The organism is Alteromonas gracilis (assembly GCF_036870955.2).
Classification (GTDB): domain Bacteria; phylum Pseudomonadota; class Gammaproteobacteria; order Enterobacterales; family Alteromonadaceae; genus Alteromonas; species Alteromonas gracilis_A.
This window is the reverse complement of record NZ_CP145482.2, coordinates 3,234,450-3,256,982: the sequence shown is the minus strand read 5'-3', so window position 1 is coordinate 3,256,982 and position 22,533 is coordinate 3,234,450. Positions and strand designations below refer to the sequence as shown.

Genomic DNA, 22,533 nt, shown 5'->3' with positions numbered 1-22,533 from the left:
AACTTGTTTCAGCGCGTTTACTTTTGCTAATAAAGACTACGCTTCCGATGTGTCGTTGTTAAAAACCGCGCTTGAAACGGCTCACCCAGGTTATAGCCGATACTTAACTGAAGCAGAGAAGGACGGCCTTTTTAAAGAGCTCGAAATGGTAGTTGCAAAAGCGCCCTCCGAGCTGACGTTTTATAGTGCGGTGTCTAAATTATTGGTAGGCCTTCGCTGCGAACATACCAAAGCAGAGTTTTCTCCTCATTTAGAAAAACAAAAGAAACAGGCGTTTATGCCGTTTCGCTTTCGTATTTTCGATAACCGTATGTTTGTAGAATTTGCCCATGACACCTCTGGCTTATCACGAGGTGATGAGGTGCTAAGAATTAACGATGTGCCTATTCAACAAATCATCAGCCAGCTTTTTCCCTACATTGAGCGAGACGGTTACACCGACCATGCTACTACCGCATTACTAGAGCAAAACTTTGATTTACTCGGCTCCAGTTTTGAGCAATTTTTCTCTTCTGTAGTACTACAGCAAGATACATTTGTTACCCAGTTTGATGTTACGTATAAACAAAATAACGAAGGCTCTAATATAGTAAAGGCCTCCATGTCGGCTATTTCATTTGATGACTGGATTGGTCTGAGTGGTCGTCCCTATCGGCTAAATTTCAGTGATGCAGTTAAGGTAAACGTACAAGGTAATACCGCTGTGCTCACGGTAGATACCTTCGTTAACTACCGCAACCCTGTTGATGCATTTCACGTATTCGAGGAGATATTCTCAGATTTTGAAAAGCAGGGAGTTACGCACCTTATCGTTGATTTAAGAAATAATGGCGGGGGCAGTGACGATGCGCAAATGGCGCTTTTACGTCATTTGTATCAAGTGCCTTTTACCCTAGTTGACGGGGCCTGGTTGTCTGCTAAGCCATTAGGTTCGCTAGCGGCCAAACTTAACAGTTGGGATAGAAGTGCCATTGATATTGATAAATCACAGCTACCGCTCACGCCCAAAGGCCGGGCTATTCCAGTAGATGCGTTAGGCGTTAATGCAAAGCTACAGCAACCTGCCAAGCATGCTTTTAAAGGTGATATTATACTGCTAACAAGTAAAAGCAATGCGTCGGCTTCGGCAGCATTGCTCTCGCATATTCAGCAGCAACCCAATGTTACGCTGGTGGGCCAGGCAACAGGTGGCAATCAAGGTGGAACAACCGCTACCATTATGGCGTTTTTAACGCTTCCTACCTCAAAGATAGTGGTACGTATTCCACTTATTCGTAACCACTACAATATCGATAACGCGTTGGACGGGGTGGGGGCCATGCCTGACATATATGTACCAGAACAACTGAACGATTTCTTAACGATGCAAGACAGAGCGATGCAAACGGCTCACAGCCTTTTTACGCCGCATCATTAATGCTTTGTTGATGTGATTGCCAAGCGCTGGGCGAGAGCCCAGTGCATTGTTTAAACCAGCGATTAAAGCTGGCTTTTGAGGCAAAGCCACTGTCAAAGGCAATATCTAATACACTACCGTTGGTTTGTTGCGTTAAACACTGCTTTGCGTATTCAACGCGCGCTTCATTCACCAACTGATTAAAGTTCTTATTTAAATGGTTGTTGAGCGCACGAGACACGTAAGACTCGTTAGTACCAAGTTCTCGCGCCAAGTCGCTAATACTTAGTTTGGAGCGCCTGAACCACTGTTGCTCTGTTAACGCTTTGTCAATGCGTACCGCTAAGGCACTTAACTGTTCATCGCTGTTTTGAGGTTGTGCAACATCAGGTTTTTCCGTGTATTTCTTCCAGTTTATGCCGGGGTAGGGCTCTCTAATTTGGGAAAGGGCTTGTATGCCACTCCATAGCACAATAGTGGCAAATAAAAGATAAAACCCAAACTGATCAATATAGGTCATGTTTTCGATAAGTTGATTGTATACCTCAAATGCTATCCACATTGCCATGAGCGCTGAAAACAGGCTGATGGCTCGCTTAAGCCAAGTTGGGCTAAATGACTCCACACTACTTTGAACGTCAACTAACTTAGTTTGATATATGGAAATCAAACGCCAGCTTTTCCATACACAGTAAATGCTAAGTGTAATTCCTACCAACACTTCAACAGGCACAATGTAGGGCTCGTGCACAGCATCGTTAAATGCCCATTTGTCTTTGTAATCAGGCATAGCCACAAACGCAATGCAATAATACACGGTTTGCAAAACACCCGGGGCAAACAGCCACTTGAATAAACGGTGTTTTGGTGTTTTCAATAAAGCGCTAGTGTGTGCAAGCAGTAGGGGCCAAGCCACAGTTCATTGTTGAAAGGCGCGAAGGTAAGCCAAGGAAATGCCTGATAAAAGCCAGAAAACCCAATTACCTGTGGTACTAAATTAAGGCCAAATAAAAACAAAAAAGCAGCTAAGAAACGGTGAGCTATGGTTTCTATGTCTCTTATGGCTAACGCAAGAGCGATAACCCACATGGGCAGCACCATCGCCAGCATAAGCGCTGTGCGCCACGAGGTATCTAAAAACTCCATTTAACTTATTCGCTCTTTGTTATCGAATGTATAAGTCATTACGTTAAGCCATGTAGTTCAATTGGTAAACAGTAACAAAAACATCATTGTTTAGACACTTGCTTGCCATTAAAGCGCGTTATTCATTGTAATGCGCTACATGAGATGGGAGGCTTTGTGGACTTAACTGCTACGTTTTTAGGTGTAGGCAACGCACGAGCTACCTCCCTGGGTAATGCCAGTATGATCATCGAACACAACGATGCACCTTGGTTATTGGTGGATTGCGGTTTTGATACGTTAGATAGGTATCAAGCACGCTACCCTACTTCTCTACCTCCCGCAGTATTTATTACGCATTGTCATTTCGACCATATTGGCGGGCTAGAGCAGTTATACTTTCTCGCGCGCTTCGCAAATAAAAAACCAGTAATCTACATATCACATTTGCTGGTTTCTACGCTTGTGAGTGTTCTTGGAAACACGTTACTTGCAGAAGGCCATGAGAATGTGTGGGACGTGCTAAACATAGTGCCTGTCCAACATACATTTTTTCACCAAGGCATTAAACTGCATATTTATCCCGTTCGACATCACGCGCCAACTAGCGCATTTTCACTTCATATGCCCGGCGCTTTCTTTTACACCTAGTGATACGCGACCCATTCCTGAAATCATTAATCACCATGTTAATAATCACGAAATCATTTTTCATGATTGCAGTGTTAAAGGAAACCCAAGTCATTCTGGGTTAGATGACTTAACAAGAGAATACGAACCAGGCGTGCTTAATCGTTTGGTAGCGTATCACTATAGTTGCCCCGATGATGCTATTCATTTCGCGAAACACGGTGTCGCTTATGCGCAGCCCAATCAAACCTTTGAATTAAAAAAAGCTGCGCTTCATCAGGCTTTAGTCTCGCTACCGCAAAGGGCATAAGTGCTTTTTAAACGAAATGAAGTATTAGTAATCCAAGTAAAATCGACCATGAAAGCCTTGATTGATAAGATTTTTCTGAGCGCAAGTGTTTAAACACCTTGTTGTATAATCATGCGTTCTTATTGCCCTCACTCAGCAATATCAATTCTTGTGTAGCATCTAATTAAGATAGTATGTCGTGGTAGTCATGATTAACGTTAGATGTAAGGAAAACGATGTTCTCAATACACGTAGAGCGGACCATTGATAAGCCCATTGAAGACGTATTCGCAGCATTAAGCGACCACGCAAACTATTCTCAGTTTAAAGGGGTAGATAAATCTACGCTTATTGTTGAAGGTAAAGAAGATAAAAACGGCTTGGGGGCAGTGCGCGAAATTATCGCAGGTGGTGCCAATTTACATGAAGAAATCGTCGCCTACGAGCCACCTTACAAGTTGGGATACAAGATCATTAAATCAAAGCCTTTGCCGTATAATCATGAGCTTGGCGAGGTAACGCTGAAAGAACAGGACGGTAAAACCCATGTCACCTGGCGCTCAGTAGGGCATATCTCGATTTTTCTTTTGGGAAGTCTGTATTTCGATAAACAAGTGCAAAACGTGGGCAGCCGCGCTTTTGGTAGCATTCTTAAGCATATTGAGAATATGGGGTAAAACGGAGGAGGTTTTTTCTGACCTAGCAAAACACGCCTCTTTTTTTGTCACATTAAAATATACCGTTCGCTACGAGCGATTTAATCACGTGCTCACATTTCTCTCGCAGAAAGTCTCTTAGTAGTCGAACGGCAGGTGTGATGGTTTGCCTGCTAGGGCAGACAAGCCATAGCTCAGTTGGGGTTGGCTCAAACTCTGGCATAAGCCGTATAACATCACCATTTAATAGTGCTGTCGACATATCCAAGCTCGACTTTTTAGCCAGCCCCTGGCCAGATAAGCACCATCGTCTTACTAAATCAGCATCGTTAGAGACTTTAGTACTCTTTGTTTTCACCTTATAGTTTTTGTCTTTTTTCGTGAAACACCACTCATCATCTATAAGCTCATGTAGTTGATATAGCAGCGCATTGTGTTTACTTATATCAGCAGGTTTGTGAGGTACTCCGTACTTTTTTACATACTTAGGAGACGCACAAAGTACGCGGCGTACGTCACAAATTTTAAATCCGTAAAGATTTTCATCGGTTAATGCGCCGTATCGAATAGCCACATCCACGGGGTCACGATAGAAATCAATATTTCTATCTGCAATATGCAAGTTCAGCTTTATCTGGTCATACGTTGTAGTGAATTCATCTAACCATGGCAGAAGGATGTTACGACCTAAATCTGAGGGGGCAGAGAGCTTTAACTCTCCGCGAATCACATTCGTTTCACTCAACATTTCTTGTCTAGCGATTTCTAAGGTGTGAATACCTTCTCTACATCGCGGAATAAATCGCTCACCTGCACTGGATAATTTCAGTCGCCGAGTCGTTCTTGTGAATAGCTCGACACCAAGCTGCCGTTCTACCCGCTTAAGTGCAGCGCTTGCCGTAGCGGTTCGCATGTTTAAACTCTCGGCAGCTGCGGTAATGTTTTTAAATTCAGCTACTTTAAGCACAATCATAAGATCTTCAATCGTCATTACAGGCCCTTTAGCGGTTAGGTTCACTAAAGTATGGACGTTGGTTATCGAAAATAAAATGCTAATTATCAAAATAAATTTGATAATTTTTCGAAAGTAAGGCTGTTTTTGTTTGTTAATAAGAATTCTATTGTGTGTATAGCTAGCTAATACCATCAAGTAAAACTAACCAAACAACTAGAAGAGGAATTAACATGAAGCTATTCACGAAAAGCCTTCTCACCGCTTTTGTCGGTGCGGTAACGCTTAACGCAACTTCTACAAATGCCGCTGAAGCGCCTGAACCGAAAGTTGGTGAGTTAGAGGCTGTTACCACGTTTGACGATGCACGGGGTGGCGGTATCACTATTTCTCCCAAAGGGCGAATTATTATCAGCATGCATCCGCTAGATGCACCAAAACTGCGTGTTGTCGAAGTTATGGCAAACGGCACAAAGCAACCATTCCCAACGCTCGATTGGGCAGATGGCCCAGAAACAGGGGCAGTTGGCTTTAGCTCGGTTATTGGCGTACACAGTGATAGCAAAGGTATAGTGTGGATTTTGGACATGGGTAGCGAGTCATCACCCGCTCAGTTAGTTGCATGGGATACGGTGAAAAATAAGCTGCACAATATTATTGAAATCGCCCCTTCTTCACTAAAACCAAACTCATTTATTCAAGATTTTGCTATTGATGAGAAACACGAAAAAATTTATATCGCCGATATGACATTTGGGAATTTTGCAGGTGCCACTAAGCCCGCCATTATTGTCGTAGATTTAAAGACAGGTGCATCAAAACGATTACTAGAAAGTGCAAACGAACTCATGCCAGAAGAGCGTGATATTGTTATCGAAGCGTCTTTGTTGGCATCGAAGACGAAAGAGGGGAAAACAAATAAGCTCCGTTTTGGTCTGAACCCAATAGCAATAGATGATACATTTGAATGGTTATACTTTGGCGCTTTTTCAGGAACAACAGTATATCGAATTCCTACGGCAGTAATCAGTAATAGTGATGCTTCCGATGTTACCTTGTCGAAGAACATCGAAGTCTTTGGCCCCAAAAAGCCAAGCGATGGTATTGCCTTTGCTCCCGGTGGCGGAATACTTGCAACTGATTTAGAACATAACGCCATTGGCTTAACAACCAAAGGAGAATATCGAACACTTATCAGTGACAAAAGGCTGTCGTGGCCGGATAGCTTAGCAATTAGTGACGGCTATATTTATGTCACTCAAGACCAACTTCATCAGCACCCTGCTTTTAGTCAAGGTTTAGGCAACGCGAAAGCACCATACACCTTGTATCGATTTAAGTATCAGCACTAAATCGTGCGAGATAGATGAACACCGTTTGTGTTCATCTATCTCAGCCTTTAACAAAACTTACGAAATCTAAGTCAGCAGCCTGCGATATCCGAAGTTCATACACTTTAAAAATTCGGCTGGAGTCTCAGAAGGTTAAGGCGCGAGAGAGCAAAGCATGACTAGCTATATCGAGCTTACCTGCGTCTTTATCTTCTCTTTCATTTTTGACAATTCGCTGTGCAGTAACTCTAGCTGATCTTTAAAGTCTTTTGTATTGCCATGTTCATTTCGCACTATGGTAAGTTCAACCATATTTGTTAATTCAGCTAACGCAAAAGCACCAATGTATTTAAGCGCTGTAATGTAAATATGCGCTATTCTCGAAATAGTCGCGAAGTCATCATCATCAATGGCTTTGCGTAGCGCGTAAAGCTCGCCTTTAAGTTCTACAAAGTCTTTAAGAAGCTCGTTATACAGCGTTTCATTACCTCGAAGCTTGCGCATTGCCCTGGGTTTATCTATCACAGAAAGTACACTGTGTTTGTAGGAAATGGCCGACTGAATGCTGGTGTCATTTAAGTGTTCTGGTGCTGTAAGTGAAGACTCAACGCACAGCGTTTTGTTTAGCGCATCAAAAAACACCTTGGGTTCAATGGGTTTATTGATATGCCCATTCATGCCTGCTTTGTAACTTTTTTCTACATCTTGCTGCATAGCGTGCGCCGTCATGGCAATGATGGGTAGAGACAAACCAAGCTCTTCTCTGATTGCTCTAGTGGCAGCCAGACCATCCATTACTGGCATCTGAATGTCCATCAAAACGGCATCGAAGGATGGGTCTTCGCGAAGTGCATTGACGGCTTCTAGGCCATTATTCACTACAGTTACTTTTGCGTTCGTATCGGCTAAAAGACCTAAGGTTACCTTTTGATTTAGTGCATTATCTTCTGCAAACAAAATCTTTTTGTCGCTAAAGTTAGGCAATTTAAACTCGTCTGTCTGAACAGGGCGCAAAGGAATATTAAGGCAGAGCTCTTGTAGCCTATCGACGAGTTCACTGGTACCAAGGGGTTTTTTAATGAAGGTGTGAATACCAAGCTGCCTTGCTTGTTCATGCATGCGCGGCGAGTCAAATGCCGATAGCATGATAACTTTAGGCATTTTGTTTGAAAGCTGCTGCTTCATAATAGCTGCCACTTCCAAACCATCAATATCGGGCATTTTCCAATCGAGTATCAATACATCGTAAGGTTTGTTTTGAGCAACGGCGTCACGCAGTATCGCAATGGCTTCCTGGCCGCCAGAAGCCGTATCTGATTTGATGTTGGCGCTCGATAAGGCTTCACCAATGGCGCGTCTTGATAGGCTAACGTCGTCAGCTATCAGCACCTTAAGCGCTGACAGTTGTTTTGACGGAGACACTAGCCGTTTTGCAGGGTCTCGCTGAACCTGAACTGTGAAATAGAAGCTAGAGCCTTTGCTTAACTGACTTTCTACCCAAATTTCACCGCCCATTAATCCGGCAAGCTGTTGGCAAATAGCCAAGCCTAATCCTGTGCCGCCATATCGGCGAGAAATAGACTCGTCGCCCTGATTGAAAGGTTTGAAAAGTTGTTCTTTTTGTTGACTGCTTAGCCCTATACCCGTGTCTTTTACTTCAAACTCAAGCTCAATGTCATCCTCTTTTTCTTTGCAACGCACGCTTACTGAAATAAGGCCTTCTTCGGTAAATTTTAGTGCGTTGCTCACTAAGTTACTTAAGATTTGTTGTATGCGAAGCGGGTCGCCAATGAGATGCAAAGGAACGTCTCTAGCGATATATTGGATAAGCTCAATATGGTGTTCGTCGGCGCGCCCTAAATGCAGTCGGATGGTCTGATTAACTAAAGTGTCTAAGTTAAATTGCGTCTTTTCTATCGTTAGCTTTCCGGCTTCAATTTTTGAGAAGTCCAAGATGTCGTTGATGACGCCAAGCAGTGTGTGTGAAGCTGATTCTATTTGGATTAAATTAGTTTGCTGTTCTTCATTTTCAGCAGCGCGCTGAGACAGCTTTGTTAGCCCAATAATTGCATTAAGCGGGGTGCGAATTTCGTGACTCATGCGAGCAAGAAAGTCAGACTTAGCTTCGGTTGCTTTTTGCAAGTCATGGGTAATGGTATTGAGTGCTTTGCGCTGTTGCCGCGTGCGCAGCCAAAGGCCAATAACAAGTAGCAAAAATAGAAACACCACCGCAATAAAGTAAAGCTGATAGGTATTCTGCTTCTGCTGAATAAGGTTGCGCTGCTCTTTAAGTAGGTTGTCTTTTTCTAGCAGTTTTATGGTTTCTTCTTTTTCCGATATTGCTAGGCGAATACGGTTAAGTGCCAGCGAGCGAGATTGTTGTTCGTTAAAACTTTGCTCATACACCTTTTTATATTCTTCGGAATAGCTAAGCGCTGAGCGGTAGTCTTCTTTCGTTTTTGAAAGCGCGATAAGTTGCTCCAGTGCACTAAGCACTAACAATTTGTCGTTCTGAATGGCATCAGAGTTAAGCCCGTTAGTTAGCTCTGCTATCGCTAAGTCAACTTCGCCGCGGCGTTTATATATCTCTGCTAACTGCAGAATGTAGGCGCCTTCGTTGTAGCGAAAATCCACTTTACGGTCTGCTTCGACCGCTTCATTCAGTTTTCTAAGCGCTTCATTAAAATTGTTCTGTGCAATGTGTAAATCTGCCATGGCGCTGTAGACAATACCAATAAACGGGTACTGAATTTCACTAAGCAGCGACTCGGCAAGTAGTAAATTCACTTGTGCTTCTTGATACAGCCCCAACTGGCTTTGGGCATAGCCTTGATAGAAGTAGGCAATACCCTCGTCTTCTTGACTAAACAGGCGTTGCGCTGTCGATTGATACTTTTTTCCAAAGTCTAATGTTTGCTCAAAGTCTTTTAATGACGAAAAGACATTTCCCATTGAGCTATACACCATTAACACGCGGTCGCTTTGAATCTCGTTATATAATTCAAGTGCGCGGTTAAAGGCCTCAAGCGCACTAGCATGCTCGCCTGAAAAGTCGAGTATCAGGCCCTCTAATCGGTATGACTCTGCCGTTGCACGGGTATTGTTGCTTGTTGCAGCTACATCACGCGCCGCTAAAAGGGCTTCATAGGCACCAAGGTAGTCTTGCCGAAGTATGTAGCTATACGATTTTAAATTTAAAAAGCGGGCCTTGTCGTCGTTTTCAGGGGTTGACTCGAAAAAGCTGTCTAATGCTTGAAATGCATCATCGATGGTAGGGTCGCCTTGCTGAATGCGTTCCCTAAGTCCATCCAACATGTCTTTGGCATGAGCGCCATTATCAATATCTGATTGAACCGCAAGCACAGGCAGCACCACCAACATAATGGTGATGCATGCTAGGCGGAACAGATAACGCATAGTGATAAATCAAGCGCGGTTAGCAATGTACTACGCGAGGCGCTTTGTTTTGGTCGGCAAAGCGTTTTTCAATTTCTTCCCAATTCTTGTCTTTTATCAGTTTTACATCCTCTTCAGACAAGCCGTATTGCTCTGCAGTACCCACAGGATCTTTTTCGTACGCTTTCATTAGATCGCTATTGGTGTCTAACTCAATTAAAAAATCTTCTAGTGATTTTGCCATTGTAGCTTCCTTCTAGTTGGTGGACGGGCTTCTGTAATTGATGACTTGTTGTTCTGTTAACCCCAGTTTTTCTAGTCTGTCGCTGCGGTAAGCAGGTAAACCTAATGACGGAATAACCAAGGTTGAAACCAAATTGGTGTTGGCATGCACTAAATCACGTAATGCGAGCCTTTGAATGTCTGGCTGCAAAATAGGCAACGTTGGTGCTTCGTAAATTATGAGTTCGTGATCGGCAGGGTAGTGTTCAAGTAGAATTTCAGTTAACAACGCCAAACCCGGTTTGTTGTGCTTCGCGTCAAGAACGCTTAACGATGCTTCACCAACCAGACCAATCTGCCAAATAATTTGTGTCATGTAGGGGTCGATGCGATAGTCGCGAAACAGAAATTGTGTGGCTTCATAAGACTGGCAGCCAAATTTTGAGGGGTCTATGCCTAAGTCGGCAATAAGGCAGTCTTCAGCAGAGACACCAGGCAGCATCTTTGCGCTTAAGCCTAATTCGCGAACGCGTTTTATAGCTTCATGAGAAGGAGTAACGAAGACACCTGCATGTCCGTAAAAGGCCGCACACACTTTATTGCCCTCGACCACCGCTTGCACGATGCGATCAGTCATTTGCGCGTAGGTTAGTGCACGAGATTTTCCGTCTTGATAAAGGTCATCCAGTGAAACGCTATTAGGGTTTAGTTTTCTTACCGCATGCTCACCCACTTTGTTCATGATACCCATAAACACAATGTCGGCACTTTCTATTTGGTTCTTGGCTGCTAACGTCATTTGGCCTGCCACACTTATGCTCGGTACCAACAATGACTAGCTCTCCTTTTGGGGCGTTTTCCATGACGTCCTGTTCAATTTTGCTAACCGAATTACCTCTTGAATTCACTATAAATTAGTTTGCTATCATTTACTATGTTGTTTTCAGTTGAGGTGTTTTCTATAAATTATGGCTACCCATATATATTCGTAATATAAATAACGTTGATAGTGGCGACATGTTAGCTTACGTCTACACTTAGCGATTCATTTACAGGGCGAATTTACCACTATGAACAAATCTAAACAGTTATTTACGCTTATTACCTCATCAGGCGAACTAGAAGTTTCATTGAAAGAAGTAGATGTTCCACAGCCTAAGCCTCACGAAGTGATTGTTCGTATGGAGGCGTCTCCGATAAACCCTTCAGATATGTGGCCTATGTTTGGCCCAGCCAGCTTAGAAAAGGCAACATTTGATGCGGATAAAAACGCCCTTGTTGCACCTGTCCATAAATCTATGTTGATGCGTATTAAGTCACGTCTTGATCAAACACTGCCAATTGGCAATGAAGGGGCAGGTACTGTGGTAGCGACTGGCGACAGTCCGGAAGCACAAGCGTTAATGGGAAAAACAGTATCTATTCTGACCTAGGTGCAGCGTACACAGAGTATGCTTGTGTACCTAGGTGCAGGCGTGTTTACCGCATATGGATGGTACAACTGCGCAGCAGGCCGCGTCTTCATTTGTGAACCCGCTCACCGCTTTGGGTATGGTAGAAACCATGCGCATGGAAGGACACAAAGCGCTGGTGCACACAGCTGCTGCATCAAACTTGGGGCAAATGCTTAACAAAATTTGTTTAGAACAAGGTGTTGAGCTGGTCAATATTGTGCGTAGCCAACAGCAAGTAGACCTATTAAAAGGTATTGGCGCTAAAATTGTGTTGGACTCGACCAGTGAGAACTTTAAAGCAGAGTTATATCAAGCAATTGATAGCACAGGTGCAACGCTTGCGTTTGATGCAATTGGTGGCGGTGAGTTGGTTAGCGATATTTTAACCATGATGGAAGCATCGGGAAGTAAAGATGCGAAAGGTTTCAACACTTATGGCTCTGACAGCAATAAACAAGTGTATATCTATGGCGGTCTAGACTTTTCACCCACTATCTTAAACCGAGCGTATGGTATGACATGGGGAATTGGTGGCTGGTTGCTTATGCGATTCCTAGGCAAGCTTGACCGTAAGCGCGTGGGCGAGCTGTATCAAAAGGTTGCGATGGAAATTAACACTACATTTGCGTCGTCATATACCAAAGAGCTTTCACTTGAAGAAGCGTTACAGCCTGATAATGTGGCCCTGTACAACGCGAAGAAAACCTATGAAAAATACCTGATTGTGCCAAGCAAAGGTTAATAAGTTTGTAATAAGTTGGTCAATAGGCTTGTGACAACGAGGGGGTTGTCACAAGCCGTATCGTTTTACTCTGCGTCTGTTTTTCGGTTTGCAGTTAGCGAGAAACCAAGAAAGCAAAAACAAACAATGACGAGCGTGCAGCTAATTATTGTTCTATCGCAATTGTCATTACACTTTCACCCTTTTTAACCTAAGCAATCCCGCTAGGCCATATAGCGCATATCCCGAAGCAGGCGCTTTCACTTCTTGAACAAGGTTGCCAAAGTAGTCTTTAATTTCGCCTAGTACCTCGCCTTTCGTAATTTTACGCCCCATGCTTTGACGTGGATACCAAATGCCTGATGCAGTAACAGGCACTGACGTTGTGCCTACAAACGTATTAATAGCGTTAGATGATGCTTCAGAGACAGGTGTATTCGCACTTATACCAAGCTTTACAAGTGTATTGTTCAACCCGCTAATTAATGCGTCTACATACGCACTATCTGTTGAGCCGTTTTCCCCAATTTCTACTAACAGTGTTGGAATGCCTTGGGCCACGCCTTGTCTGTTTAGCGAGCGTCGTGTATCAACCTGTTTTTGTGTTTTCATTTGGTAGGTCACAATATTCGGAAAACCAAAATGCATGGCGACATCCATTGCCTTTTCATAGTCGGTGGCCAGAGGGCCGCCATAAACACCTACAAAAGGTGCTAGCCACTCCGCACCGTCGCCGCTATGAAGGTCAATAAGGAAATCCGCATTGGCAACAATTTGTGTTGAAATAGCATGGGCTATTCGCTCGGTTTGTGTGCCGTTATTGCTACCTGGAAAGCTGCGGTTAAGGTTTTTTCTATCATAGGGGTTTACGTAAACTGAGCGTTCTTCAAAAGCAGGTATATGCGCCAGTCTGACGATGATTAATGCCCCTGATAGTGTATCGGGAGATAGTGACGCAGCCCATTTTTCAGTTGCTGCAATAGAAATGTACTCGTACCCGTGAACGCCAGCTACGGTGGCCAGTGTCAGGCCATCGTGCTTACCGTTAATAACGGTAATGGGGATAAACGTTGCTGGGTCATTGTCACTGGCAGCAATATTTATAGTGATATCTTTTTTAGTGCCCGCTGGCACAAGGGTTCCTGCTATTTCAATCGATTTAGCCGCATACACTGAGGTAGCTGCAAGCGAACAAAAGATAAATAGCACCGCGCGACGTAGTGTGAGAGATAGAGTCTTATTCACTGAAGAAGTTGTCCTTAGTATTCGTTCAAAGAAACTTGGAAATGAGCGTTAAATTTTACACGGGGTTTGCGGCAATAGCGATCCCAGTGTCGATTTTTACACTATTAACTGCGACTAACTAAAAACACGTTGTTTTTCCAAAAACATCATACTTTATAGAGAGCAGAATGCCTGAAGGTCCAGAAATTCGCCGAGCCGCAGACAAAGTTCAAGCAGTGTTGATAGACAAGCCTTTGCAGCGTGTCGAGTTCGGTTTAGCTCAACTACAACCTTATGCTGAGCAATTGGAAGGCACGCAAGTACTACGAATTGAAACTCGCGGCAAGGCCCTAATCACACATTTTAGTAATGGGTTGTCGATGTATTCTCACAACCAGCTGTACGGCATTTGGCACACGTGTAAACGTGGTGAGCTGCCAGAAACCGCTCGACAGCTTAGAGTTGGGCTACACACGGCAACGCATAGCGCCATACTGTACAGCGCATCAGATATCAGCATTCATCCAACGCAGCTTATTGGTGAGCATCCATTCCTACAGCGCGTTGGGCCAGATGTGCTTGATAAAACAGTTACCCCAGCGGATGTTGAAGCGCGCTTATCTTCTAAAACGTTTCGCAATCGTGCGCTCAGTGCCTTATTTCTTGATCAGCGCTTTATGGCAGGGCTGGGGAACTATTTACGCAGTGAAATCCTGTTTGCGGCAGGTCTTCACCCTGCACGTAAACCTGCTCAGTTAAACGAAATTGAGCTGGCACGTTTGGCACAACATACCTTAGAAATATGTAAACGCAGTTATGAAACTGGTGGATACACGGTTTATACAGAGTTACGTGAAGTGCTCGAAACTCAAGACGGTGATTTTGAGCGGACTCGGTTTATGGTTTTTGATCGCGAAGCTTTGCCATGCCGGGTGTGCACCACGCCAATTCGAAGACAAACCTATAACGGCAGACGGTTGTATTGGTGCAGCACATGTCAGCCTGAGTCGGCTTAAACTATAAAAAAGCGGCTCACTTTTAAATGTGAACCGCTTTAATAAGGAGCTATATAATTAATTGTGGCGTTTAAATGGAGGACGTGTTCCACGTTTTGTTGAAGTGTCTTGCTCTTTAAGTACTTCAAGCTGCGCTACATCGTATACAGGCATTGTTTTGGTCACTCGGCGGTACGGTGGCTTACCACGCATAACCACTTCTTTTACTTCAACGTATTCAACTGCTTCCTGTCCTACTGACTCAAGCTGTGCAACGTCGTCAACCGACATGGTCACTACCGTGCGTTTAAACGGTGGCTTGCCTGAATAATCAACAACCTGTACATCAACAGTTTCACCCGTAGGATTTGTCATTGCCTGTGCAGAATTTGCCGCAAAACTCATCGAAACAGCCGTAATAAGAGAACCCACTAAATAACGTAATTTCATGTTAAACCCTCAAATGTTATACGCTACGTAATACATGCTTACTAATACACTCAATACTTATACTATTGTATAACTCAAAAAGTTCTAAACAATACAGGTTGGCGATAGGCATTATCTATCACCTAGCTTTGTAAACTATGTTTTACTAATCAAGGTGCCACGATAAGCGATGGGAATTGCGTATATGTGCGATTAGAGTGCAGGACTGCTGGTTTTTTGCACGGGCGTGGTGCAAGTAAAGTAGGCATAAATTCTAAAGTTATTGCCAAATCAAGCAATTACTGAATTGGTCTTTATCTTGCTGTCTTCTCTTACCTTGTGGTTTACGAGACACGCCAGTGAAGCGCCTATTTTCTGTTTTGCTACTTACCTCACTTGCCCTTACAGCGCCAGTGTTTGCTATCGAGCACAACATTCCTTTGTCTCAAAGTAAAGGTGGAACACTGTATTTAGAAGCAACTCTGGAGTCGAAGTTTAAGACCTCTTTTCTACTCGACACGGGTTCAAGTCTGCTTACCTTAAATCAGGCTACGTTTGATGCGCTGACTCGTAATAAAAAGTTAACTGCGACTAGAACGTCAGCGGCTAGAATGGCCAATGGCAAAATTCTCACGGTGTCGCAGTATCAACTCAACTCTGTACGCATTGGCAATACATGTGAAGTAGGGCCAGTAGAAGTGGCGGTGCTACCCAAAGGAAGCAATATTTTGGGTATTAACACCTTACTTCGCGTGGCGCCACTTACCATCACATCAAACTCTGTAACCCTATCAGGGTGTGAATAGTACGAAGGGTTATGTTTGCGGTGCTTCTGTTGTAAAAATGAGGTGTTTCCGTTTGTCTTTGAACACCACCCCTTTTTTTAATAGCGCGGCACTAAGTCGTTTTTGCCACGCTTTTTCTTCTGCTAGCGCAGCTGTAAGTGCTTGTTCACTTTCGAATTGAAAGCGCAGTAATAACGAGCTTGGAAACTGATGATACTCCACGTCAAACCAGCATTGCACCATACCGCTAAGCTCTTCCCGAGCCTTTGTTTCTAGGGTATCTGCAACATCAAATATAAGTGCCTGCTGCTTAAGCTGCACTGCTGAAAGCTTCTTCATTACATCTGCTTCTCTATGCTAATTTCAACACTTTCGGTAACGTCTGCTCCTTCTATGGTTAACCACATTTGCCCATCTTGAATAGTGACTTGAATTTGCATTGAACGCTGCACGGCGTTGGCGAGTGTTGTTGCAAGTGCCTCTGGCAAGGTAAACACCGAAAGGTTGCTTCGAGTTTGAAGTTTATTGCGTTCTTTTTTCCACCATGCGTCAAAACTATTGTCAGCGTAGGCGTAAATCATCATTTGCTGGCTTTGGTTACAGCCTTTTTTAATGCGTTGTTCTGAAGGCTGACCTAACTCTATCCATAATTCTATTTCGTCGGCAAAACTCTTTTGCCATAGATCTGGCTCATCATCGTCTGACAGCCCTTTGGTAAACTGCAATCTTTCGTGTGCATTGACGATAAAGGCAATAACGCGCAGCATCATGCGCTCGTCGTTTTCCGAAGGATGGCGAGCTATGGTTAGGTTATGGTCGTTGTAATAGTTACGATCCATATCTGTAATAGATATGTCCGCTTTAAATATGGTTGCTTTCAGTGCCATGGTATTCCTGCGTTAATTTCGACGCATTTTTATTATTTTTTAGCGATGCGCCAAAAATCTTCGGCTTATTAGTAAAGAGATCTTTGAATAACGCGTAGTCTATCAGGTACAGCATTATATAGCAGCGATTAAGCGACGCTTATTAGTGACTTGCGTAAGTGTTTTCTTAGATTACTAAAAAACGCTATGTGTTCCTCAATTTGACAATTTAATTGGGCTATCCACTTGGATAGCCTGAATGGCACCAATACCTTCACTATTCATTTAAATTGCACTAATTACATTTAATATTCTCGGGCTCCACATCATCATGGCAGCGGCAATAACCCCGATAAGTGTGATAAGTGTGCCGCTTGCCAACACCGCTGTACTTACCCACACTCGGGTTATACTTTGTTGTTTTTGTGCCAACAGCACTGCTTCTGCTATTAACATTGGCAATAAATAACAGGCGAATGACAAGAAAATATCCATAGGACCATCGATATTAGGCGTATTGCCATTGGGTCCTTGATTGACCATATACCATCCCATTAGATAAAGCCTGAAAGTCCACACACCGTTGACGAGAAGAAATGCATGCACTGCTACACGCTTGTGTAAATCGAAACGTTTTTGTAGCGCAAATCGCCATGCAAAAAATACTGCACAAATGATGAGGATGCCATTAAGCGAGGTGCCTAAAGAGGCTGAGATGTTTGTTTGCCCGCCTTTCGACCACTGCAGATAGAGCCCCGTAAGCGCACCAGTCAAACCCAGCAGCAGAAACACTCTTCCATTAATACGATGAAAGCGAGGGTACTTGCTGCGCAGCACTGGAATAAGTTGTAGTAAACCAAACATGGACAGATAAACGGCAGGCAAAACGTGTGCAAAAAAGATAAACAGGATATGCCCTGTTGCATGTTTTAAGTTGGGCGATGGACTGAAGTCCGTTACTGCCAAATCGTTAAATGCTGTCAACGTGTATATCGCCAATATGTATATTGCGAAGGCCCATTGACCTGCCAGCGCCACTACAAACCAGCTTTTTAATGTTATGTTTAACGCTTTTTTTGCGTTGGGTAAAACCCATATCGGGTGGCGTAAGATAGATTCACTCATTGCTGTTCCTTACCTAGTTCAAGTGAGTGAAGTGTGCGAAGAATAAGGGGAGAATTCGCGCCGAATTCGGAAATTGGCCTAACAAAATGCCGAAAAAGTGGCTTTAAACCGCCTTGTGCTCAAATCCATGTAATTAAATCCATTTGAGCCAAACTAAGTGAGAGCCAAGCTACCTGACATGCACCAGAGTCACAGTCCTGTGATCAATGATTCTGGTGCAAGAGTGGGGGGCTGATGCGTCGAAGTTTAAATGAAGTCGCTAGATATGGTGCTATGCCGTTTTCATCTGATGCAGCTGCTGTCGATATTGATTTGGCGTCAAACCTGTTGTTGCTTTAAATGCTCGGGTAAATGGGCCAACTGAGGCAAAGCCGCTTTCTAAACCAACCACTAACACCGTCCATTTTTGTTTATCTTCATCAGCCAATAGCGTTTGCGCATGCTGAATGCGAAGCGCGTTGACGTATTGATTAAAGTTTCGCGCCCTAAGGTTGTAGCGAAGGGCATTGCTTACCCTGTATTCCGGTACGCCAAGCTTTTGTGCAACATCGACGAGCCTCAGGTTTGATTGCAAATACAGTGCGTCATCGATAAGAAGCGCGTCAATTTGATTAGCAAGCAGACTTTCATCAACAGCGCCATTTGTTTGTGATGCTGTTGCAACTGAATGTGCTGTAGAGGCGACGGACGGTACAGAAGACGGCAATGTTTTGTTCGCGTGTTTTCGCGTTTTGTCATGCCATAGTATTTGCACTTGCGTGCTCGTGACGACAATCAGGGTAATGCACGCTATGGCCAGGTCTTTGGCTACAGGGGTATCGGCAAGTGCACCTTGTAGTACTTTGCTAAATGCTACAGCCCCGCCAAAGGTGGCTAGAAACAATATTCGCTGTGCTTTTTCGGTATGGTTTGCCTGTTTAAACCCCCGCACGCCTTCCCAAAAAGAAAGCACGAGAATAGAAGAAGACAGCAACACAGTGAATTCTCTTAAAACATGCCCCATTACACTTTGTTCATTGAAGGCAATGACACCACTGTTGCTCGCAAACAACATGCCTTGGTTAAGCATGATAAGCACGGCAATAGCGCCTGCGAATACTAAATGGGGAAGCCCGATGGCGCCACTTTTTCTAAATAGTGAACGAGATAACAGCCAGTAGCCATTGCAGGTAATGCATGCTCCCATGCCAATCAAATATTGATAAGGGCCGATGGTGCTACCTGATAGCGTTTTTGCAATCGACATGGCGACCGAGCCACAGAATATGGCAAAGAGAATGTGGGTCGCTCGTTTGTTCTTTACAACCAACTGGGCAAACATCAGCCAAAGGCATGTTAACAGCACGACAATTTGTAGGTTGTGTAACATCATCTTAATTGCACCCATAGCTCTCTAATTTCAGTGTAACCATGCTGAAAAAGCGCATCAAGCGAGAAGATGTTTCAAAATCTTTAGCTATCATCAACAGGCTTTTTTGACAAACTCTTTCGACACGCTATTGACCACGAACAAGCAGGTACTAACTGCAAGATAAAGCGTACGCTTGGCACATTAAGGGGCGCTATAAAAGATTAATCTGCACATTCACAAACCAAAAACTGTGCGGAGCATGAAATGACAAAAATATTATTGCGGTTAGTAGGAGGGGCAATGCTGGCGGGCGGGCTGTTAGTGCCCGCAAAAGCACAAGCCAATATTGATGTGTCTGCAGTTAATAAGTTGGTTGCCACTGATGTGAGTAAATTGACTTCTTCAGAGTTTGAATTGCAGTTTCTTTCAGAGAACGCGGGTGGGTTAGCATTGTTGCGCGGACGCTTTAAATCCGTCGATACGCTCAAACAGGCTTATACCTCAATCTCTGACAGCGATATGAAGGCTTACCAGCAATGCGCAGGAATACTAAATTCACTCAACCCCGCTTTCTCTTCTTTCAAAAAGCAGCTTACTGAAATTACTGGGGTACCGCTTCATGATGTAACGGCATACGGTGTAATTGGGGCGGGTAACACGGCGGCTACCGCTTCACCTCACGCGGTTGTGCTGGGCCTAGAAATGCTTTGCGGGTCGACAGCGTCAAACCTCGAGCAATCAGCAGACATTGAAAAAATACTTAAAAACTACCTGGCACATGAACTGGTGCACGTGACTCAATATCGTCTTACCACGCGTACCGATTTTCACTTCAACTTACTTGAAATGGCGTTGCTAGAGGGAACTGCCGACTATGTTGCTACATTGTTGCTTGATGAAGCTTTTGTGCTAGACGATGAACGTGTGGCATTTGGGCAACCTTTAGCCCCGTTACTGTTAGATACCTTTTCAAAAACCATGCATACCTTTGACTATGCGCCGTGGCTTTACACCCAGTCCCCTGAGCTTAATGAAGAGATAGCAATGCCAGTAGATATGGGCTACTGGGTTGGATACCAGCTTGCCTCTCGCTATATATCAAACGGCGGTACGTTAACGGCTTTGCTCACCCTCGAAGACGCAACGGCTATTTATACTCTGGCCGTTCAGTGAATTGCGGACGCTAAGTAAAAAATCACAAACGTTGAGCAAAAAAAGAGCGGTTTTGTTTGGCTACAGTGTTTGTACGACAAGGTAATAAGGTGAGAAAAATGCTTAACAACACAAATACATATTTAGTTATTGGCGCGACAGGTAAAACTGGCTCTCGTGTTTATCAAACGCTGTCCAACATGGGCCTTAACGTGAAAGGCGCGAGTCGTCATGGAGAAGTACACTTCGATTGGCAGGCGCCAGAAACGTGGGCCATATCATTGAATAACGTAGATGCAGTCTATTTGACTTACTATCCCGATTTAGCTATTCCCGAAGCGCCAGAAGATATTGCCAAGTTTTGCGCTTTAGCCAAAATTAAAGGCGTAAAACATATCACGCTTCTGTCAGGTAGAGGCGAACCAGCTGCACAGATTTGCGAAGAAATAGTGCAGACATCAGGGTTAAGCAACACAGTAGTAAGAGCAAGCTGGTTTAATCAAAATTTTAGCGAGGGAATGTTCAAGGCGTATATCGAGTCGGGCACCATCGCGCTGCCAGTGGGCCATGTGACAGAGCCTTTTGTTGATGTGGATGACATTTGCGATGTTGTGGTTGCTTCGCTACTTGATGATAAACACAACGGTGAGCTATATGAAGTAACAGGACCAGAGTTACTTAGCTTTCCTCAGCTTGCTGATACCTTTTCAACGGTGTTAGATAAACCCATTCGTTTCCAGCAAATATCGCTTGATAGTTTCGTCGACGGGCTTAGTGCTAATCAGGTCGACCCCAGTGCCATTGAAATGTTGTCCTATTTGTTTACCGTAGTACTCGATGGCAGAAATGAACACCTGACGGATGGGGTTTTCAGAGCGTTGGGTCGCCCGGCGAAACGTTTTAGCGACTTTGTACGAGACAACCACTCACAATTTGGAGTGTCTCATGCTTGAAGGAAATACGACGTCTGAATTAACCAATTGGGTAACGATAGCTGAAGCACTGCTGCAGCTATCAATGATCGTCATGATTGGTCTTTACTTTATTTTTAGCAACACCATCATGCGCGTCCTCGCTAAGGAGCATGACGGAGCCAGTGTTATGAATAAGATCAACTCTGCGATCCTAAACCCCGTGTTTCTGACATGCTTTTTTGTGTCAGGCTTAGCCAGTATGTACTTTGTTTATTTTGGAAGCGGTGCAAAAGCACTATCTGGCTTGTTTTTTTTCATGGGGACTACGGTCGTGACAGTGGTATTTAATGTTCCATTAAACAACAAGTTAAAAGCGGCACAAAAAGAGAGTATGGCGTCTGTATGGGCCGAATATTTGTCGAAATGGGTATTGTGGAACCACTGCAGAACGGCGGCGGGTATAGTTTCTGGATTTCTAATGTCGCTTTAATGCTATGCTCTTTTAAGGGCATTGCGGAGAACCAATTATGGGTTTCGATTACAAGGCACGGGTTAAAACCCCTATTCACGATGAGCCGATAGGCAAGTTACTCGATAGTTTGCGCATGGAAAGTGCTTTTTTCACGCAGTCGACGTTAAGTAAGCCCTGGGCCATGAGTATGCCGCCAATGCATAACTGCATGATGTTTCATATGGTGGTGGAAGGCTGTGCCTTTTTTCGCATTGGCGCTAGTTCAGTGAAGCTTGAGTCTGGCGATTTTATTTTGTTTCCAAAAGGTGAAGGCCACAACTTACATGATGGAGACTGTACCCACTTTACTCCACTTGGCGAATTGCCGATAAAAGCGGTCACAGAGCGTTTTGAGACCCTTGAATTTGGTGGCGGCGGAGAAACCACAGACATGGTATGTGGCGTGTTGTTGTTTCAACACCCTTTAGCCATAAAGCTACTTGGCGTGCTGCCTTCTTATATTCTCATTCGACAAAACAGCGCGCAGGCGGAAGCGCCTGCCACCAATGTGGTGAGCAATATCAGTCAATTACTGAAAGCGGAAACCAGTGGTGTGGGCATAGGCGCAGAAGCGGTTATTGCAAGGCTAGCTGATATCTTAGTCATCAGTGCCATGCGGCAACATTTAAACCAATTAGACGATGAACAAGTAGGGTGGTTGGGCGCATTAGAAGATGATCGAATAGGCCAAGCACTTAGCCTAATTCACGAAAGTCCAGAGCGTCATTGGGCGCTTGAAGAATTGGCACATAACGTAGGAATGTCACGCACCAGCTTTGCGCAGCAATTTAAACGGTTAGTGGGCAATACACCCATGGAGTATCTTGCAGAGTGGCGCATGTCGCTGGCCTATTCAAAGCTGCAGCTATCCAAAGACTCAATGCTGTCCATCGCGTTAGATATTGGTTATCAATCTGAAGCCGCGTTTTCACGGGCGTTTAAGAAAATCATTGGGAAAAGCCCCAACGAGGTGAGAAAGGCATACCAGCTAACGTCTTCATAAGCTGAT

At 44.1% G+C, this 22,533-nt stretch carries 22 protein-coding genes and 1 pseudogene; 11 read left to right on the top strand and 12 right to left on the bottom strand.

From position 1 onward, the window contains the following. The first annotated feature begins 49 nt into the window (after positions 1-49). Positions 50-1,417 (top strand): S41 family peptidase, encoded by a 1,368-nt coding sequence (locus tag V6N89_RS15755; RefSeq protein ID WP_338518398.1) that lies wholly within the window; start codon positions 50-52, stop codon positions 1,415-1,417. Here V6N89_RS15755 and V6N89_RS15750 read toward each other — a convergent pair. Both V6N89_RS15750 and V6N89_RS15745 read right to left on the bottom strand, forming a co-directional pair. After that, a complete protein-coding gene (locus tag V6N89_RS15750; RefSeq protein ID WP_346992929.1) occupies positions 1,401-2,273 on the bottom strand; it encodes a helix-turn-helix domain-containing protein in 873 nt (290 codons plus the stop codon). The genes V6N89_RS15755 and V6N89_RS15750 overlap by 17 nt on opposite strands. Then, positions 2,270-2,542, bottom strand: a complete 273-nt coding sequence (locus tag V6N89_RS15745; RefSeq protein ID WP_346992928.1) for a hypothetical protein — start codon at positions 2,540-2,542, stop codon at positions 2,270-2,272. The genes V6N89_RS15750 and V6N89_RS15745 overlap by 4 nt, the downstream gene beginning before the upstream one ends. A gap of 156 nt (positions 2,543-2,698) precedes the next feature. Here V6N89_RS15745 and V6N89_RS15740 point away from each other — a divergent pair, with 156 nt between their 5' ends. Next, complete coding sequence (locus V6N89_RS15740; protein WP_338518395.1) at positions 2,699-3,172, top strand: MBL fold metallo-hydrolase; 474 nt, start codon at positions 2,699-2,701, stop codon at positions 3,170-3,172. Between the two features lie 504 nt (positions 3,173-3,676). After that, the gene (locus tag V6N89_RS15735) at positions 3,677-4,117 is read left to right on the top strand and encodes an SRPBCC family protein (RefSeq protein ID WP_338518394.1); all 441 of its coding nucleotides are present in this window, start codon (positions 3,677-3,679) and stop codon (positions 4,115-4,117) included. Positions 4,118-4,169: 52 nt separating this feature from the next. Here V6N89_RS15735 and V6N89_RS15730 read toward each other — a convergent pair whose 3' ends face one another. Continuing rightward, positions 4,170-5,087 carry a LysR family transcriptional regulator gene (locus V6N89_RS15730; protein ID WP_338518393.1) on the bottom strand — a complete coding sequence of 306 codons (918 nt, stop codon included), beginning with the start codon at positions 5,085-5,087 and terminating at the stop codon, positions 4,170-4,172. Between the two features lie 194 nt (positions 5,088-5,281). Between V6N89_RS15730 and V6N89_RS15725 the strand changes: the two genes are divergently transcribed. Then, entirely contained in the window at positions 5,282-6,400 is a 1,119-nt protein-coding gene (locus V6N89_RS15725; protein WP_338518392.1) for an L-dopachrome tautomerase-related protein, read from the top strand. Between the two features lie 162 nt (positions 6,401-6,562). Here the strand turns inward: V6N89_RS15725 and V6N89_RS15720 are convergent, their stop codons facing one another. Genes V6N89_RS15720 through V6N89_RS15710 form a run of 3 tightly spaced genes read right to left on the bottom strand, consistent with a single transcriptional unit; the run spans position 6,563 to position 10,796 of the window. Next, positions 6,563-9,796, bottom strand: a complete 3,234-nt coding sequence (locus V6N89_RS15720) for a response regulator (protein ID WP_338518390.1) — start codon at positions 9,794-9,796, stop codon at positions 6,563-6,565. Between the two features lie 19 nt (positions 9,797-9,815). After that, positions 9,816-10,019, bottom strand: a complete 204-nt coding sequence (locus tag V6N89_RS15715) for a hypothetical protein (RefSeq protein WP_338518388.1) — start codon at positions 10,017-10,019, stop codon at positions 9,816-9,818. Positions 10,020-10,031: 12 nt separating this feature from the next. Next, entirely contained in the window at positions 10,032-10,796 is a 765-nt protein-coding gene (locus V6N89_RS15710) for an SAM-dependent methyltransferase (protein ID WP_338518386.1), read from the bottom strand. Between the two features lie 271 nt (positions 10,797-11,067). Between V6N89_RS15710 and V6N89_RS15705 the strand changes: the two are divergent. Next, positions 11,068-12,193 (top strand): annotated as a pseudogene (locus V6N89_RS15705) (zinc-binding dehydrogenase). A 168-nt stretch (positions 12,194-12,361) separates the two neighbouring features. On the opposite strand, the gene V6N89_RS15700 reads toward V6N89_RS15705, so the two are convergent. Continuing rightward, positions 12,362-13,417, bottom strand: coding sequence for a M14 family metallopeptidase (locus V6N89_RS15700; RefSeq protein WP_338518385.1), 1,056 nt, complete (start codon positions 13,415-13,417; stop codon positions 12,362-12,364). A 167-nt stretch (positions 13,418-13,584) separates the two neighbouring features. On the opposite strand from V6N89_RS15700, the gene nei reads away from it, so the two are divergent. Next, complete coding sequence (gene nei / locus V6N89_RS15695) at positions 13,585-14,412, top strand: endonuclease VIII (protein ID WP_338518384.1); 828 nt, start codon at positions 13,585-13,587, stop codon at positions 14,410-14,412. Between the two features lie 57 nt (positions 14,413-14,469). Here nei and V6N89_RS15690 read toward each other — a convergent pair whose 3' ends face one another. Beyond that, positions 14,470-14,841 (bottom strand): hypothetical protein, encoded by a 372-nt coding sequence (locus V6N89_RS15690; protein ID WP_338518382.1) that lies wholly within the window; start codon positions 14,839-14,841, stop codon positions 14,470-14,472. A 338-nt stretch (positions 14,842-15,179) separates the two neighbouring features. Here V6N89_RS15690 and V6N89_RS15685 point away from each other — a divergent pair, with 338 nt between their 5' ends. Beyond that, positions 15,180-15,626 (top strand): retropepsin-like aspartic protease, encoded by a 447-nt coding sequence (locus tag V6N89_RS15685; RefSeq protein WP_338518380.1) that lies wholly within the window; start codon positions 15,180-15,182, stop codon positions 15,624-15,626. 9 nt (positions 15,627-15,635) lie between these two features. On the opposite strand, the gene V6N89_RS15680 is transcribed toward V6N89_RS15685, so the two are convergent. From V6N89_RS15680 to V6N89_RS15665, 4 genes are all read right to left on the bottom strand, one after another. After that, complete coding sequence (locus V6N89_RS15680; RefSeq protein ID WP_338518378.1) at positions 15,636-15,944, bottom strand: hypothetical protein; 309 nt, start codon at positions 15,942-15,944, stop codon at positions 15,636-15,638. Beyond that, positions 15,944-16,492 (bottom strand): YaeQ family protein, encoded by a 549-nt coding sequence (locus tag V6N89_RS15675; protein WP_338518376.1) that lies wholly within the window; start codon positions 16,490-16,492, stop codon positions 15,944-15,946. Before V6N89_RS15675 ends, V6N89_RS15680 begins: the two co-directional genes overlap by 1 nt. Before the next feature lie 264 nt (positions 16,493-16,756). Continuing rightward, a complete protein-coding gene (locus V6N89_RS15670; RefSeq protein ID WP_338518375.1) occupies positions 16,757-17,596 on the bottom strand; it encodes a DUF2306 domain-containing protein in 840 nt (279 codons plus the stop codon). Positions 17,597-17,867: 271 nt separating this feature from the next. Then, positions 17,868-18,968: a helix-turn-helix domain-containing protein gene (locus V6N89_RS15665; RefSeq protein ID WP_338518373.1), complete on the bottom strand. Its 1,101-nt coding sequence runs from the start codon at positions 18,966-18,968 to the stop codon at positions 17,868-17,870. Between the two features lie 243 nt (positions 18,969-19,211). On the opposite strand from V6N89_RS15665, the gene V6N89_RS15660 reads away from it, so the two are divergent. From V6N89_RS15660 to V6N89_RS15645, 4 genes are all read left to right on the top strand, one after another. After that, positions 19,212-20,120, top strand: a complete 909-nt coding sequence (locus V6N89_RS15660; protein ID WP_338518372.1) for a DUF2268 domain-containing putative Zn-dependent protease — start codon at positions 19,212-19,214, stop codon at positions 20,118-20,120. Positions 20,121-20,218: 98 nt separating this feature from the next. Continuing rightward, on the top strand, positions 20,219-21,052 hold the full coding sequence (locus V6N89_RS15655; protein ID WP_338518371.1) for an NmrA family NAD(P)-binding protein: 834 nt from the start codon (positions 20,219-20,221) through the stop codon (positions 21,050-21,052). Next, complete coding sequence (locus V6N89_RS15650) at positions 21,045-21,503, top strand: anthrone oxygenase family protein (protein ID WP_338518370.1); 459 nt, start codon at positions 21,045-21,047, stop codon at positions 21,501-21,503. The genes V6N89_RS15655 and V6N89_RS15650 overlap by 8 nt, the downstream gene beginning before the upstream one ends. A 37-nt stretch (positions 21,504-21,540) precedes the next feature. Beyond that, a complete protein-coding gene (locus V6N89_RS15645; RefSeq protein ID WP_338518369.1) occupies positions 21,541-22,527 on the top strand; it encodes an AraC family transcriptional regulator in 987 nt (328 codons plus the stop codon). Positions 22,528-22,533: the final 6 nt, after the last annotated feature.